The following is a 15,186-nucleotide window of genomic DNA, read 5'->3' as shown; positions in this document are numbered from 1 at the left end:
TACCATTTCCCTCTAGCGACTGTCAACTAAAGTCAAGTGCTTAAAATATGATTCTCAAGCTTCCGTTTGATGCGTTGCAGTGCATTATCAATGGATTTCATTTCTTTTTGTAGAGCTAGTGACATCTCTTGATAAGTACAATCATCTAGATACATCGCTAAAACCTGCTTTTCAAAAGGACTCAAAATATCATCGATTTGTGATTCGATAAAGATAACACTCTCTTTACTCACCATAACCTCTTGTGGGTCATCTAAATGACTCGCAGAAATCATATCTAATAAAGTACTAACCTGATCCTCATCTCCAATTGGCTTATCCAATGAAATGGATGAGTTGAGCGGGATATGCTTTTGTCTTGTGGCAGTTTTGATTGCCGTAATAATTTGACGCGTAATACATAGTTCGGCAAATGACTTAAACGTAACCTGCTTCTCCTCGTTGAAATCTCGAATACCTTTATACAAGCCGATTAGTCCCTCTTGTATAATGTCTTCTTTGTCTGCACCAATTAAGAAATAGGAATTTGCTTTATGCCGTACGATATTTTTATATTTTGTAATCAAAAAATCTAAAGCATCTCGATCCCCATCTCGTGAACGAAGAACTAATTCTTCATCACTAAGAGCTTTCAGTTGTTTATCTGTCTGTAAATGTTCTTGAGTTACCAAAAATATCACCCCAATTGCGACATTCGCTTAATTAGAAATAGTATAACTTAATTACAATTCTTTATCCATACTCCTAAAATTTACCTCTACGCATTTCTTCAAGCTTTATAGCTACTTCGTCCGAAATATTTATTTTTCTTACTGGAATTTTTTGAACCGATTCCTGTACTTTTTCAGAAATATTCTTTTGCGTAGTTAAGTAATCTATTTCAAACTCACGAGCAGATTTACGAAGTGCGCCGTTGCCAAAGATGACATTCTGTTCAGTCATGTCACTTGTAGCCACATACACTTTCGTTCGTCTGTTCATCAATTCATTCGTAAGTCTTTCTATTCTTGCATCTGCTGTTTCTTTGGATTTTGTAAAAATCACTTCTACATTATGTTGTTTTAACTTCGTCGCCCTGCCTGGTACAAGATAGGCATCGAAAACAACGATGACACGCATACCTGAGAAAGCTTGATAATCTGCCATCATTTCAATTAAACGATCACGTGAATCTACAAGACTTCTTTGCTTCAATTGTTGAAGTTCTTTCCAAGCACCAATGATGTTATAGCCATCTACGAGCAAGATCTCCATAGATTATTTTAAAGTTCGTTACGCTTACGATATACCTCGTACATAAGTAAAGAGGCCGCTACCGAAGCGTTTAATGAAGTGACATGTCCAACCATTGGTAAGTTGTATAAGAAGTCGCATTTTTCTTTTAGAATTCTGCTCATTCCTTTACCTTCGCTTCCGATAATTACAGCTAACGGTAAAGTTGCGTCCATTCTACGATAGTCTTGTGATCCTTGTGCATCCGTACCAGCAATCCATACGCCGCGTTCTTTCAACTCATCAATTGTTTGAGATAAGTTCACAACACGAACTGTCGGGATATATTCGATTGCGCCAGTTGAAGCTTTCGCTACTACTGCAGTTAAAGATACAGAGCGACGTTTTGGAATAATGATTCCGTGTGCGCCAACCGCATCTGCTGTACGCATGATTGAACCTAAGTTATGAGGATCTTCTAATTCATCTAATACCATGATGAATGGATCTTCTCCACGTTCTTCGGCAATTGCGAAAATATCATTTAATTCCGCGTAGTTATATGCCGCTACTGAAGCGACTACACCTTGGTGGTTTTCTGAAGTTAATCCGTCAACTTTTGCTTTTGGAACGAATTGGACAATGATTCCTAAATCTTTTGCTAATGCTAAAAGTTCAGCAATCCCAGCTTTTTTAACGCCTTCAGCAATCCAAATTTTATTAATATCACGTGTTGCACGTAATGCTTCTAAAACCGGATTTTTACCTGCAATGATCTCTTTATCTGGATCATTATGTGTTACTTTTTCAACAACTTCTTCTGGTTCAACGTACTCTCTACGTTTGTGTTGTTGCTTCTTCTTGCCATCTGATATTTTATTCCCTCTGCCATCACGAGCATCGCGGAAGTTTCTTCTTTTTTCCATTTATTTTGCCTCCTTTTTTTCAGCTTCAATCGTACGAATTGTGTAATCAATAATTCCGGCAACACGTTCCTCTTCACCAAGTAAATATAAATAACCTAATACCGCTTCATAAGCTGAGCTGTAATTATACGTTTGGACATCCGTGTTCTTAGGAATTGAACCAGATTTTGCGTTGCGTCCTCGTTTTAAAACAGCCATTTCCTGTTCTGTAAAATAGTCTTCATCAATCATTTTATGAACGACTTTTGCTTGTGCTTTTGCAGATACATAGTGTGTCGCTTCTCTATGCAATATTTGTGGTTTCACTTTACCGTTTCGAAGTAAATGTTCGCGAATTGCGATTTCTAAAACAGAGTCCCCCATATATGCCAACGCTAATGCGTTCAGTTGCTTAACATCAATATCTCTTAGCTCTCCCATTTTCCTTAGCCTCGTTTCCATCTTACGCCTTGACGTGTATCTTCCAAAATGATGTTTTGTTCTTTTAAAATATCGCGAATTTCATCTGATCTTGAGAAGTTACGGTCTTTACGAGCTTGTTGGCGTTCTTCAATTAAAGCGTCTACTTCTGCATCAAGTAATTCTTCTTTTTGAACAAGTTGGATTCCAAGAACTTCAGTCAGTTCTTCTAATGTTGATTTATATGCGTTCAATACTTCTTCATTTGTATTCGCTGCTGTTAAATATTTATTTGCTGCTGTTGAAAGGTTGAATAATGCTGCAATCGCATTTGCTGTATTGAAATCATCATCCATTGATTCGATGAAATAAGCTTTTGCATCTTCAATTGTTTTCATTTCAGCTGCATCTACTTCTACTAAGTTCGTAGTAGCAGTTAGTCGGTGATTCAAGTTTTGAACAGTCGTACGTAAACGATCTAAACTATTACCAGCTGCTTCAACTAAATCTTGCGAGAAGTTGATTGGATTGCGGTAATGTACAGATAGTATGAAGAAACGTAAAACTTGTGGATCAATTTGTTGAATAATGTCATGTACTAGAATGAAGTTTCCTAGTGATTTAGACATTTTTTCGTTGTCGATATTAATATAACCATTATGCATCCAATAGTTTGCGAATTTTTTATCCGAATAAGCTTCTGATTGGGCAATTTCATTTTCATGGTGAGGGAATTTTAAATCTTGTCCACCCGCATGAATGTCGATTGTGTCGCCGAAATGATTATGCACCATTACTGAACACTCGATATGCCAACCTGGACGTCCTTCTCCCCAAGAAGTTTCCCAAGAAATTTCGCCCGGTTTTGCTGCTTTCCATAATGCGAAATCAAGTGGATCTTCTTTTTTCGTACCCGCTTCAATACGTGCGCCTACTTTTAAATCATCAACTGATTGATGTGAAAGTTGACCGTAGTTTTTGAATTTACGTGTGCGGTAATAAACATCGCCTTCAGAAACGTATGCGTAGTCTTTCTCGATTAACACTTCAATGAACTCAATAATTTCATCCATATGTTCTGTAACTCGTGGATGTGCATCTGCTTTTTGAGCGCCAAGTGCCGTAATATCCTCGAAATATGCGTTAATGAAACGCTCCGTTAATTCCGAAACATCCTCACCTAGTTCATTTGCAGCTTTAATAATTTTGTCATCCACATCCGTGAAGTTTGAAACGTAGTCCACTTCATATCCACGGTAAGTTAAGTAGCGACGAACTGTATCATACACAACAACCGGACGAGAGTTACCGATGTGAATGTAGTTGTAAACTGTTGGGCCACATACATACATTCTTACTTTACCCTCTTCGATTGGTTTGAAATTTTCCTTTTCACGCGTTAATGAGTTGAAAATTTGAATAGCCATTTTAAGTCTCTCCTTCATTTTAAAGTAATCGCAAATAAAAAAACCTCCATCTATCAATAAAGATAGACAGAGGCGAGTCATACGCGGTTCCACTCTGATTGAAATGTCATAAAACATTCCCACTCAATGTCGATAACGGCGACTCCCGGTTAGACCTACTCAATGTTCAATCTAACTCTCAGAGGTGCATTTCGGTATTGTAGCGGCTCAGATCACTTTCAGACAATGGTGACCTTCTCTGTCAGAGCTTACTCAACGTACTTCTCCTCTTCAACAATTTACGATGCGATATTGGTACTCTTCATTTTACAGTGAAGCGTACAAATTGCAAATTTTTTATTTAATGAATTTTTCGATACGCGCGATTACTGTTTCTTTCCCTAGTAACTCAAGTGCGTCCGTTAATTCTGGACCATGCATTTCACCAGTAGTAGCTACACGGATTGGCATGAATAGGTTTTTACCTTTATGACCTGTTTCTTTTTGAACAGCTTTGATTGCTTTTTTGATTTCAGGAGCAACATACTCTTCAAGTGCTTCAAGTTGACCTTTGAATGAAGCCATTACTTCTGAAACTTGCTCTCCAGCTACAACTTCAGCTTCTTCTTCACTGTAAGTTAATTCGTTTGCGAAGAATTGAGATGATAGCTCAACGATTTCTGCACCGAAGCTCATTTGCTCGTGGTATAAACCGATTAATTGGCCAGCCCATGCTGCTTCTTCTTCAGTTGGATTTTCAGGAACTAATCCTTCTTTTTGTAAGAAAGGTAAGCAAAGTGCTACAACTTCTTCATGCGTTAATTTCTTCATGTATTGGTTGTTCATCCATTTTAATTTTTGCGTATCATACATAGATGGTGATTTCGTTAAACGTTTCTCAGTGAATTGCTCGATTAATTCGTCCATTGAGAAAATTTCTTCTTCACCTTCAGGAGACCAGCCTAATAAAGCTAAGAAGTTAACCATAGCTTCTGGTAAGTAACCTAACTCTTTGTATTGAGAGATGAATTGGATAATTGATTCATCACGTTTAGATAATTTCTTGTGGTTTTCATTAACGATTAATGTCATATGACCGAATAATGGAGCTTCCCAGCCAAATGCACGGTAAACCATCATTTGTTTTGGTGTGTTTGAAAGATGTTCTTCTCCACGGAATACGTGAGAAATTTTCATTAAGTAATCATCTAAAACAACAGCGTAGTTATAAGTTGGGATGCCATTTGCTTTAACGATTACCCAGTCACCAACGTCTTTTGATTCAAAAGTTACGTCGCCACGGATTAAATCTTCTACAACGTAAGTTTCATCAGCAGGTACTTTAAAACGAATTGTATGTGGTAAACCAGCTGCTTCTTTTTCTGCTACTTCTTCAGCAGATAAGTGACGGCAAGTACCTTTATACATTGGAGCTGCAACACCATTTGCGCGTTGTGCTTCACGTTCTTCTTCTAGTTCTTCTGCTGAACAGAAACATTTATATGCTAGACCTTCATCTAGTAATTTTTGTGCATGATCTGTATAAGTATCTAAACGCTCCATTTGACGGTAAGGTGCGTATTGTCCACCGATTACTGGTGATTCAACAGGTTCGATCCCCATCCAAGCAAGGTTTTCTAATTGAGAAGCTTCTCCACCCTCGATGTTACGAGCGATGTCAGTGTCTTCAATACGGAAAATGAATTCTCCGTCATAATGTTTTGCGTATAAATAATTAAATAATGCTGTGCGTGCGCCACCGATGTGTAGGTGTCCTGTTGGACTTGGTGCATAACGTACACGAACTTTGTTAGCCATAATAAAATCCTCCTATTTTGTCGAGAAAAAATTCAACTTTTCTCATTTTACCACTCGCGTTGGGAAATTTAAAGGAACTCAGCCCTTGATTAATAAAATTGTCGCCATCGCTGCGATTCCTTCTTCACGTCCAACGAAGCCTAATTTTTCAGTCGTTGTCGCTTTCACATTTACTTGATCTGGTTGTGCATTTAATAATTCTGCAATACGATTTCTCATTGGTTCAATATGAGGAGCCATTTTTGGACGTTGCGCCATAATTGTACAATCGACGTTTCCAAGTTTATACCCTTTATCTTCAACGATTTTCCAAATGTACTGCAATAATTTAGCTGAATCTGCATCTTTAAATTCTGGGTCTGTGTCTGGGAAGTGGCGACCGATGTCCCCTTCACCAATTGCGCCTAACGCAGCATCCGTTACAGTATGTAAAAGTACATCTGCATCAGAATGGCCGATTAATCCTTTTTCATGTGGAATTGTAATACCGCCAATAATTAATGGGCGACCTTCCGCAAACTCATGTACATCAAAACCTTGTCCTACTCGAAACATATTAATTTCCTCCTTGTCGACGATTTAAAATCGCTTCTCCAAAAACTAAATCTTCTTTAGTTGTAATTTTTATATTTTCGTAATTACTTTCTACGATTTGAATCTGTTGATCTAATCGCTCCACAAGCATACCTTCGTCTGTGCCTAAAAAGCCTTCTTGCTCCGCTTTTACTTGTGCTTGCATCAATAATTCAAAATCGAAAGCCTGTGGTGTTTGAATCATCCAAAGACTTGAACGATCAATCGTCTCTTGTATTATACCGTTTTCCACGCGTTTCATCGTGTCTTTTGCACGAACTCCCGCGATTGCTGCACCTTTTTCCGTTGCTGCTTCCACTAAGCGATGAATCGTTGCTTGTTCAATGAATGGTCTAGCTGCATCATGCACTAAAACAATCGCACCTGCTACAACTTCTTTCATACAAGCATAAACGCTATGTTGTCGCTCATCTCCGCCCGTCGGCATTGCTTTGACCTTGCTAATTTTATACTGTTGTAATTGTGATCGAATAAATGTTCTTTCTTCATCTTTGACCGCTAAGTAGATTGCTCGACACTGTGGATCTACTTCAAAAACTTCTAAAGTATGAATTAGAATCGGCTTGTTGTTCAATTCTAAAAACAACTTATTCTTTCCAGCGCCCATTCTTTTCCCACTACCAGCTGCTGGTAATATAACATCGTATGACACAATTTCCACTCCTTCAAAATAAAAGGGGCGTGTCCTTAATGCTCACCTGAAAACTTCCGGCTACAATTGGGGACAGCCCCTCTTAAACTATGCTTTTATACTACCATTATTTATGGTTTTTTGGCTTTGCAAAAATCATTCTTCCGGCAGAAGTTTGTAATACAGAAGTTACAACAACCGTAATCGCCTGACCAATATATGACTTACCTTCTTCAACGACAATCATCGTACCATCGTCTAAATAAGCGACACCTTGGTTATGCTCCTTACCATCTTTGATCACTACTACATTCATATCTTCACCAGGAATTACGACTGGCTTAACGGCATTTGCTAAATCATTAATATTTAACACATGCACTTTATGCAGATCACAAACTTTATTCAAGTTAAAGTCATTTGTTAAAATCTGACCGTTCATCTTTTTGGCTAATCGTACTAATTTCAAGTCCACTTCTGGAATATCCTCGAAATCCACTTCTGTAATTAATACATTGGATGTCGGTGCATCTTGTAGAACTTTTAAAATATCAAGTCCTCGACGACCTCTCGTACGCTTCAAAGTGTCTGATGAATCTGCAATATGCTGTAATTCCGTTAAAACGAATTGTGGCACAACTAGTGTCCCTTCAATAAAACCTGTTTTCGAAATATCAGCAATACGCCCATCGATGATGACACTCGTATCTAATAATTTATAGCCTGGATCCTGTGATTCTTGCGCAACATCTAAGCCATCCTTCTTCTTCGTAGACTTAGCAGTGAATACACTTAATAACTCATCGCGCTTTTTAAAACCAACTTGGAAACATACATAACCAAATAAAATCGATAATAATACTGGTGCAATATCTTTAATGAATGGAATATCACCTAAAGCAAAACTGATGAAGAATGCCAAGATTAATCCGACAATTAAACCAAGTGTCCCAAATAATAAATCTCCAACTGGTGCTTTTAATAAACTATCTTCTAACAATTTCATTAGACGTATAAATGGCTCTGCTAAAGCAAATGAAAGACCAAATAATAGTACTGCACCGATCGCAACCGATACATACGGATTGTTAACCCACGGGTTTGAACTTAAATGAATTAATTCGTATAATGGCGGTAAAAATAGTAAACCCAGTGTACCTCCAATGAGTAAAAATGCGATTTGAACTACTTTTTTCAACATCTTCTCACCCCCTCAATTTAATTATACATAGAAATGCCGGTAAACGCTCATACAAGCATGTCTATGTAGTGTTATTTATCGTTAAACTATAATTCTTTGAACGCTAATTTCAATGCTTGGTTGACCGTTTCTACACCGATTACTTGAATTCCTTCTGGGAAATCCCAGCCTGAAATATTCGACGCTGGAATAATTGCTCTTTGGAATCCTAACTTCGCAGCTTCTTGTACACGCTGTTCAATTCTAGATACCCTTCTAACCTCACCTGTTAATCCCACTTCACCAACAAAACAATCGGTCGCATTCGCTGCCACATCTTTAAAGCTCGACACGATGCAAACAAGAACCGCTAAATCGATTGCTGGTTCATCTAACTTTACGCCACCTGCGACTTTAATGTAAGCATCCTGCGCTTGTAATAATAGCCCCATTCGTTTTTCTAAAACCGCCATTAATAGCGATACTCGGTTTTGATCAAGCCCTGTCGCCATGCGCTTCGGATAGTTGAAACTTGATGGTGTAACAAGCGATTGGATTTCTACTAGAATCGGTCGTGTACCTTCCATTGAAGCAACTACTGTAGAACCCGGAGCCCCTTGTGACCGCTCTTGAAGGAAAAGTTCCGATGGATTCAAGACTTCTTGAAGGCCACCTTGTAACATTTCAAAAATCGCAATTTCATTCGTTGAGCCAAATCGGTTTTTCTGACTTCTTAAAATTCTGTACGTATGGTGTCGCTCGCCTTCAAAATAAAGAACGGTATCTACCATATGTTCTAATATACGTGGCCCTGCAATCTGACCTTCTTTTGTTACGTGACCGACTAAGAAAATCGCGATATTTTTCGTTTTGGCGATCCGCATTAATTCTGCTGTACATTCCCTAACTTGCGATACGCTACCAGGAGCGCTCGTCACTTCTGGATGGTGGACAGTTTGAATGGAATCGACAATGACAAATTTCGGCTGCACTTCTTCAATTGTGTCATGTAAAAATTCTAAATTCGTTTCTGAATAAATATAAAGCTCATTCGATTTAACACCTAGTCGTTCTGCGCGTAATTTTGTCTGACGAACAGACTCTTCTCCTGAAATATAGAGAACGCGGTGACCTTGGTTTGAGAGTAATGCAGATACTTGTAATAAAAGTGTAGACTTTCCTATACCCGGATCTCCACCAATTAATACCAACGATCCTGGAACTACTCCTCCTCCTAGGACGCGATTCAACTCATTTAGTTCCGTTTTTATGCGGGGTTCATCTTGCGTTTCAACAGAAATGATTGGTACTGCCTTCTGTTGAGATTTACTAACGGAATGTTGGAATGCGCCTCGAGGGCCTTTTTGGACGATTTCTACATCTTCAACCATCGTGTTCCACTCACCACATCCAGGACATCTCCCCATCCATTTCGGGGCTTCATATCCACATCCGTTACACATGAATTTTGTTTTCTTTTTTGCCATATCCGTACACCTCCACTATGTAACTATTATAAAGCAAAACACCTCAGACACGTATGTTTGAGGTGTTTTTTAATGAAAATGTTAGAATTTTAATTTTTCGCAGTTTCTTTTATTTCTTCTTCTGCTGGTTTTACATCAATCGTAAATTCATTGTCTTTCACATCGAACACTACGATTTGATCTGTTAATACAGTTCCTTTCAAAATTTCCTCTGAAAGTCTGTCTTCAACATTTTTTTGGATTGCTCTGCGTAACGGTCTTGCACCATACTCTGGGTCATAACCTTCATCCGCAATTTTTTCTAAAGCTGCGTCTGTCAGTTGAAGTTCGATTTTTTGTTCGTGTAGGCGTTTTGTTAATTGAACAGCCATTTTTTGAACGATTTCACGAAGTTCTTCTTTTTCAAGTGAATGGAAGACAATCATTTCATCCACACGGTTTAAGAATTCTGGACGGAACGCTTTTTTCAATTCTTCTAACATGACACTTTTCGCATTTTCTTGCGATTGTTTTTTCTCTTGTGCGCCAAATCCAAGTGATTTTTTGAATTTCAATGCTTCTGCACCGATGTTCGAAGTCATGATTACTACCGTATTACGGAAGTCTACAACGCGACCTTTAGAATCTGTTAATCGACCGTCATCTAGTACTTGCAGTAGGATATTGAATACATCTGGGTGTGCTTTTTCAATTTCATCTAGAAGGATGACTGAGTAAGGTTTACGGCGCACTTTCTCCGTTAATTGGCCACCTTCTTCAAAACCTACGTAACCTGGAGGTGAACCTACTAAACGAGATGTTGAGTGTTTTTCCATGTACTCTGACATATCGACACGAATCATTGAATCATCGTCACCGAACATTACTTCTGCAAGCGCACGAGCAAGTTCTGTTTTACCAACACCTGTTGGGCCTAGGAAAATGAATGAACCGATTGGACGTTTTGGATCTTTTAGTCCTGCTCTAGCACGACGAATCGCACGAGAGATTGCTTCTACTGCTTCATTTTGACCTACGACACGTTTGTGCAATTCAGATTCAAGATTTAATAATTTCGCGGATTCTTCTTCTGCTAATTTTGCAACCGGAATACCTGTCCACATCGAAACTACTTCAGCAATATCATTCACCGTCACTTCTGACTCTTGACGACCTTGAGATTCCTTCCATTGTTTCTTCGTTTCTTCTAATTCCGTTACTAATTTCTGTTCTGAATCTCGGAAACCAGCTGCCTTTTCAAACTCTTGGCTTTGAACAGCTGCATTTTTTTCTGAACGTAATGCTTCTAATTGATTTTCTAAGTCTTTCAGATTTGGCGGTGTTGTATATGAACGTAGGCGAACTTTCGAACCCGCCTCATCAATTAAATCAATCGCTTTATCCGGTAAGAATCTGTCTGAGATGTAGCGGTCACTCATTTTCACTGCCGCTTCTACAGCATCATCTGTAATTTTCACGCGGTGATGCGCTTCATAACGATCACGTAATCCATCAATAATTTGAATCGCTTCATCTACTGAAGGTTCATCTACTTGAATTGGTTGGAAACGACGCTCTAATGCTGCATCTTTTTCGATATATTTACGGTACTCATCTAATGTTGTCGCACCGATACATTGCAGTTCACCACGTGCTAGAGATGGTTTTAGAATATTTGATGCATCAATTGCACCTTCTGCTCCACCTGCTCCAATTAACGTGTGTAATTCATCGATAAATAGGATGACATTGCCTGCTTGGCGGATTTCGTCCATCACTTTTTTCAAGCGATCTTCGAATTCACCACGGTATTTCGTACCCGCTACAACAGTCCCCATATCAAGCGTCATAACACGTTTGTCACGTAGACTTTCAGGTACTTCATTATTGATTACTTGTTGCGCTAAACCTTCTGCAATCGCAGTTTTACCAACACCTGGTTCGCCGATTAACACGGGATTATTCTTCGTACGACGAGATAGCACTTCAATCACACGTGTAATTTCCTTGCTACGGCCGATTACAGGATCTAAACTACCTTCGCGAGCAATTTCAGTTAAATCGCGGGCTAAGCTGTCCAAAGTTGGTGTATTAGCTGTAGGTGCTGCTGCGCCGCCACTTTGAGCTGCATCTGTACTACCTAATAATTGAAGAACTTGTTGTCTTGCTTTATTTAAACTCACCCCAGCATTATTCAAGACGCGGGCTGCTACACCTTCACCTTCACGAATTAATGCTAATAAAATATGTTCTGTTCCAATATATGAATGGCCTAATTTACGTGATTCATCCACTGATAATTCAATGACTTTTTTAGCGCGAGGTGTGTAATGGACGATTGGCCCAACATTTTTAGCACCTACACCGACTAATTCTTCAATACCACTTTCGATCATTTCTGGACTCACTTCAATTGCTTCAAGCGCTTTCGCAGCGATTCCGCCACCTTCACGGATTAAACCTAATAAGATATGCTCCGTTCCGATTGCTTCATGCTTCATTCGAATTGCCTCTTCTTGCGCAAGTTGTAATACTTTTTGAGCTCTCTGTGTAAATCGATTAAACATCATATGAGTCCTCTCCTTTATCCCCGTTATTATTATTCAAGACTCCACATTGTTGGAAGATGTCTCTAATTAACTCTGCTCGAAATACATCTCTCTCATTTGCTTTCAAAGATGTACCAGCAATTTGCTGTAAAAAACCAGGTTGCATAATAAGCATGCATTTATTTAATAATTCATTTGGAATACTCTGGATGATACCTAAATCTATACCCAAACGGACGTTAGATAAACAACTTGCCGCCTCTTCACTTGTGAGAATTCGGGCATACTGTAATACACCTAGCGAACGATTTAGTCTGTCCGAAATCGCTATGGAAGCATATTCTAACATAGCTTCTCTTGCTTCAATTTCTTTATTGATAATTTGTAGCACAATTGATTCTAACTCTTGGACGATTTCTTCTTCTGATTTCCCCAATGTAATTTGGTTCGAAATCTGATAATAACTACCCGTAGCTTCCGTTCCCTCACCATACATCCCTCTTACAACGAGTCCTAACCTCGGCATCATCGTAATTAGCTGACGCATCTGCTTCGTCATCGTCAACGCTGGTAAATGGAGCATAGCAGAAGCTCTCAAGCCCGTCCCGACATTCGTAGGACAAGTTGTTTTGTAGCCAAATCGTTCATCAAATGCGTAGGACAAATTACGCTCTAAACAATCGTCAATTTCATTTGCTCGACGTAATGCTTCCTTAAAATCTAACCCTGGTTCGATGCACTGAATGCGAATATGGTCTTCTTCATTGATCATAATGCTAATAGATTCATCTTCTGAAATTAAGACTGAACCATGTTTATTTTGACCTGCTAATTGCGGGCTAATTAAATGTTTTTCAACGAGTACTTGTTTCTGCACAACCGTCTTGTCCGATAAGTCAAAATGTGAAAATTGATACGGTAGATTTTCATCATCCAAAATCGCACCACTTACATCTCGGTCGACGGATAAAATATCTTCTTCAGAAGCGGCTCTAGGAAAATGCATTTCTTCCATATTACGAGCAAGTCGAACCCGTGTACTCATAATAATATCGCCATGCTCCTTGTCGCCAACCATCCACTGTGCAGGATGTTCACTTAGAAAATCCTCAAACTTCTTCATTTGAACCACCACCTTCAAGAATTCTATTTTCTAACTCTCGAATTTCGTCACGGACAACAGCCGCTTCTTCAAATTGTTCATTTTGGACTAATGCCTTCATATCTTGACGAAGTGATTCTATTTGCTTTTTCAATTGATAAACTTGATTAATTCCACTCGGCACTTTTCCTGTATGCTCGGTTGCGCCATTATGAATTTTTTTGAAAATAGATGGCAACTCTTCATGAAAAGCGTCATAGCAACTTGGGCAATTGAACTTCCCATCACGTAAAAACTGATGATACGTCATGCCACATTGCTTACAACTTACTTGATTCATTTGCTGCTCGTTTTTCTTTGGTGCATCCGTTGACCACGCCGGCATACCGAACCAACTTGAAAATACTTGATCAAGTGAGGTTGGATTTGCTTCTTGATTTACAAAATCATTTTGCCCACTGCATACATCACAATAATGTTTAATAATCTGTTCTCCATCACGGTTAACAGTTACTGTAACTGTGGCAGGTCGTTGTTTACAATTCTCACAAATCATCCGAATACACCCTCTTTACTATTCTTTTTCGTATTTAATCGTCGTTAGCATCGATACTACAATGCGCGCACGTAATTGATCTCTATAAGGTAATTCAATCGCGATGACCTCTCGATTCACCGCTGCTAAAATCATTTTGGCTTCGCGTTTTGTCAGCACTTCCTCGTCTAATAGTCGATAGACGATATGCTCCGTCGCAGTTTGAGAAATTTGTCGTCCGATTTGATCTAATATATTGTCGATCAATTCCATTTGTGAGTTTGCTCGTACTCGGAGAATGCGAATATATCCGCCTCCACCACGCTTACTCTCAACGATATAACCTCTTTCAGCTGTAAATCGCGTGTTAATTACATAGTTAATTTGTGAAGGGACACATTGAAAACGATCTGCAATTTCGCTTCGTTTAATCTCAATATGGCTACTGTCGCCTGCTTCAATTATTTCTTTCAAATATTGTTCAATAATATTCGACATATTTTTCACTTTGTATTCTCACACCCTTCACTATACTGACTTTGACTATCTTTGACTTTATTATAATAAATCCAACTAATCGAATGCAACTCAAAGGATTTGAAGCAAAGAAAAAACCACACTTCTGTAATAAGTGTGGTTTTGAACAGATTATACCCAGCGACCAACGATTGGGTATTGCCAGTCTTTTTCCGAAATTGCATTCACGATTCCGATAATTGGTACAACAACTGTCATGATACCAAAAACGATTAAGAATGGTATTCCGATTAAGATGAACGAAAGGACACCTGAAATTGCCATTAGAACATACATCACCACTTGGAATAGTAGCGCTTGAATTGATAATGACTTCACTCGGTCATCTTGAATCAGTAACATGAATAAAATCGGCACTAAAAACGGTGCGAAAAAAGCACTTGCGTGTAAAATTACTTTGATCCATTTATTATCTTCCATAAATAACACTCCTTGTGAACTACTCGCCACTTAGCTAAACCTTGCGGTTCCTCACGCTTGAAGTGGGAGCTTCTTGGGAATAGAGCGTACTTGCAAGTGTATTTCTTTACTTGCAGCGGTTTCTCTTATTTGACCGAGCTAACCCCGTAGTTCCTACGGTTTATATAGGCTGTTAGCCCAACGTATGAAGTCGTAATCCTTCATTAAGAATATTGATACTCGCATTGATGTCACGGTCATGCTGTGTACCACAATGCGTACAAGACCATTGTCGAATCGAAAGACCTTTCTTTCCGTCATTCTGCCCACAATGCGAGCAGAGCTGACTAGAAGGAAACCATGTATCAATTTGTACAATCGTCTTGCCGTACCAATCGGCTTTGTATTGTAACTTTTGAACGAAGCTCGACC

The 15,186-nt window shown here is 38.9% G+C and carries 16 protein-coding genes and 1 other annotated feature; all 16 genes read right to left on the bottom strand.

What is annotated here, in order from left to right; translation table 11 throughout:
• Positions 1 to 32: 32 nt before the first annotated feature.
• Positions 33 to 671, bottom strand: coding sequence for an RNA polymerase sporulation sigma factor SigH (sigH, locus tag DF281_RS08420; protein ID WP_109349815.1), 639 nt, complete (start codon positions 669 to 671; stop codon positions 33 to 35).
• Positions 672 to 744: 73 nt separating this feature from the next.
• Positions 745 to 1,254: an NYN domain-containing protein gene (locus DF281_RS08415; RefSeq protein ID WP_109349814.1), complete on the bottom strand. Its 510-nt coding sequence runs from the start codon at positions 1,252 to 1,254 to the stop codon at positions 745 to 747.
• 8 nt (positions 1,255 to 1,262) lie between these two features.
• Entirely contained in the window at positions 1,263 to 2,138 is an 876-nt protein-coding gene (rlmB, locus tag DF281_RS08410; RefSeq protein ID WP_109349813.1) for a 23S rRNA (guanosine(2251)-2'-O)-methyltransferase RlmB, read from the bottom strand.
• The gene (locus DF281_RS08405; protein ID WP_109349812.1) at positions 2,139 to 2,558 is read right to left on the bottom strand and encodes a Mini-ribonuclease 3; all 420 of its coding nucleotides are present in this window, start codon (positions 2,556 to 2,558) and stop codon (positions 2,139 to 2,141) included.
• A gap of 5 nt (positions 2,559 to 2,563) precedes the next feature.
• The gene (cysS, locus tag DF281_RS08400; RefSeq protein WP_109349811.1) at positions 2,564 to 3,964 is read right to left on the bottom strand and encodes a cysteine--tRNA ligase; all 1,401 of its coding nucleotides are present in this window, start codon (positions 3,962 to 3,964) and stop codon (positions 2,564 to 2,566) included.
• Positions 3,965 to 4,029: 65 nt separating this feature from the next.
• Positions 4,030 to 4,247 (bottom strand) — a binding site (T-box leader).
• A 53-nt stretch (positions 4,248 to 4,300) separates the two neighbouring features.
• Positions 4,301 to 5,761 carry a glutamate--tRNA ligase gene (gene gltX, locus DF281_RS08395; protein ID WP_109349810.1) on the bottom strand — a complete coding sequence of 487 codons (1,461 nt, stop codon included), beginning with the start codon at positions 5,759 to 5,761 and terminating at the stop codon, positions 4,301 to 4,303.
• Between the two features lie 78 nt (positions 5,762 to 5,839).
• Positions 5,840 to 6,316, bottom strand: a complete 477-nt coding sequence (gene ispF / locus DF281_RS08390) for a 2-C-methyl-D-erythritol 2,4-cyclodiphosphate synthase (RefSeq protein ID WP_109349809.1) — start codon at positions 6,314 to 6,316, stop codon at positions 5,840 to 5,842.
• Between the two features lies 1 nt (position 6,317).
• A complete protein-coding gene (gene ispD / locus DF281_RS08385; RefSeq protein ID WP_109349808.1) occupies positions 6,318 to 7,007 on the bottom strand; it encodes a 2-C-methyl-D-erythritol 4-phosphate cytidylyltransferase in 690 nt (229 codons plus the stop codon).
• Positions 7,008 to 7,113: 106 nt separating this feature from the next.
• Positions 7,114 to 8,187, bottom strand: a complete 1,074-nt coding sequence (locus DF281_RS08380) for a PIN/TRAM domain-containing protein (RefSeq protein WP_109349807.1) — start codon at positions 8,185 to 8,187, stop codon at positions 7,114 to 7,116.
• A gap of 86 nt (positions 8,188 to 8,273) precedes the next feature.
• Positions 8,274 to 9,653, bottom strand: a complete 1,380-nt coding sequence (radA, locus tag DF281_RS08375) for a DNA repair protein RadA (protein ID WP_109349806.1) — start codon at positions 9,651 to 9,653, stop codon at positions 8,274 to 8,276.
• Between the two features lie 89 nt (positions 9,654 to 9,742).
• On the bottom strand, positions 9,743 to 12,202 hold the full coding sequence (locus tag DF281_RS08370) for an ATP-dependent Clp protease ATP-binding subunit (RefSeq protein WP_109349805.1): 2,460 nt from the start codon (positions 12,200 to 12,202) through the stop codon (positions 9,743 to 9,745).
• On the bottom strand, positions 12,192 to 13,304 hold the full coding sequence (locus DF281_RS08365; RefSeq protein WP_109349804.1) for a protein-arginine kinase McsB: 1,113 nt from the start codon (positions 13,302 to 13,304) through the stop codon (positions 12,192 to 12,194). Before DF281_RS08365 ends, DF281_RS08370 begins: the two co-directional genes overlap by 11 nt.
• A complete protein-coding gene (locus DF281_RS08360) occupies positions 13,291 to 13,839 on the bottom strand; it encodes a UvrB/UvrC motif-containing protein (RefSeq protein WP_109349803.1) in 549 nt (182 codons plus the stop codon). Before DF281_RS08360 ends, DF281_RS08365 begins: the two co-directional genes overlap by 14 nt.
• 18 nt (positions 13,840 to 13,857) lie before the next feature.
• Positions 13,858 to 14,325 carry a CtsR family transcriptional regulator gene (locus DF281_RS08355; protein ID WP_109349802.1) on the bottom strand — a complete coding sequence of 156 codons (468 nt, stop codon included), beginning with the start codon at positions 14,323 to 14,325 and terminating at the stop codon, positions 13,858 to 13,860.
• A 141-nt stretch (positions 14,326 to 14,466) separates the two neighbouring features.
• Entirely contained in the window at positions 14,467 to 14,775 is a 309-nt protein-coding gene (locus DF281_RS08350; RefSeq protein ID WP_109349801.1) for a DUF4870 domain-containing protein, read from the bottom strand.
• A gap of 172 nt (positions 14,776 to 14,947) precedes the next feature.
• Positions 14,948 to 15,186 (bottom strand): zinc ribbon domain-containing protein (locus tag DF281_RS08345; protein WP_146191511.1); only part of this gene is annotated, 239 nt, incomplete at its 5' end.

It is taken from the genome of Kurthia zopfii, from assembly GCF_003143955.1.
In the GTDB taxonomy this organism is placed as follows: Bacteria; Bacillota; Bacilli; order Bacillales_A; family Planococcaceae; genus Kurthia; species Kurthia zopfii.
Note: the sequence above shows the minus strand (reverse complement) of the source record. Positions and strands in the feature narration are given on the sequence as shown.

What these genes read in the sequence shown, in the direction of transcription:
- DF281_RS08415 (WP_109349814.1), bottom strand. Translation starts at nt 1,254, where the DNA reads ATGGAGATCTTGCTCGTAGATGGCTATAACATCATTGGTGCTTGGAAA.
- rlmB (WP_109349813.1), bottom strand. Translation starts at nt 2,138, where the DNA reads ATGGAAAAAAGAAGAAACTTCCGCGATGCTCGTGATGGCAGAGGGAAT.
- DF281_RS08405 (WP_109349812.1), bottom strand. Translation starts at nt 2,558, where the DNA reads ATGGGAGAGCTAAGAGATATTGATGTTAAGCAACTGAACGCATTAGCG.
- cysS (WP_109349811.1), bottom strand. Translation starts at nt 3,964, where the DNA reads ATGGCTATTCAAATTTTCAACTCATTAACGCGTGAAAAGGAAAATTTC.
- gltX (WP_109349810.1), bottom strand. Translation starts at nt 5,761, where the DNA reads ATGGCTAACAAAGTTCGTGTACGTTATGCACCAAGTCCAACAGGACAC.
- ispF (WP_109349809.1), bottom strand. Translation starts at nt 6,316, where the DNA reads ATGTTTCGAGTAGGACAAGGTTTTGATGTACATGAGTTTGCGGAAGGT.
- DF281_RS08380 (WP_109349807.1), bottom strand. Translation starts at nt 8,187, where the DNA reads ATGTTGAAAAAAGTAGTTCAAATCGCATTTTTACTCATTGGAGGTACA.
- radA (WP_109349806.1), bottom strand. Translation starts at nt 9,653, where the DNA reads ATGGCAAAAAAGAAAACAAAATTCATGTGTAACGGATGTGGATATGAA.
- DF281_RS08370 (WP_109349805.1), bottom strand. Translation starts at nt 12,202, where the DNA reads ATGATGTTTAATCGATTTACACAGAGAGCTCAAAAAGTATTACAACTT.
- DF281_RS08365 (WP_109349804.1), bottom strand. Translation starts at nt 13,304, where the DNA reads ATGAAGAAGTTTGAGGATTTTCTAAGTGAACATCCTGCACAGTGGATG.
- DF281_RS08360 (WP_109349803.1), bottom strand. Translation starts at nt 13,839, where the DNA reads ATGATTTGTGAGAATTGTAAACAACGACCTGCCACAGTTACAGTAACT.
- DF281_RS08350 (WP_109349801.1), bottom strand. Translation starts at nt 14,775, where the DNA reads ATGGAAGATAATAAATGGATCAAAGTAATTTTACACGCAAGTGCTTTT.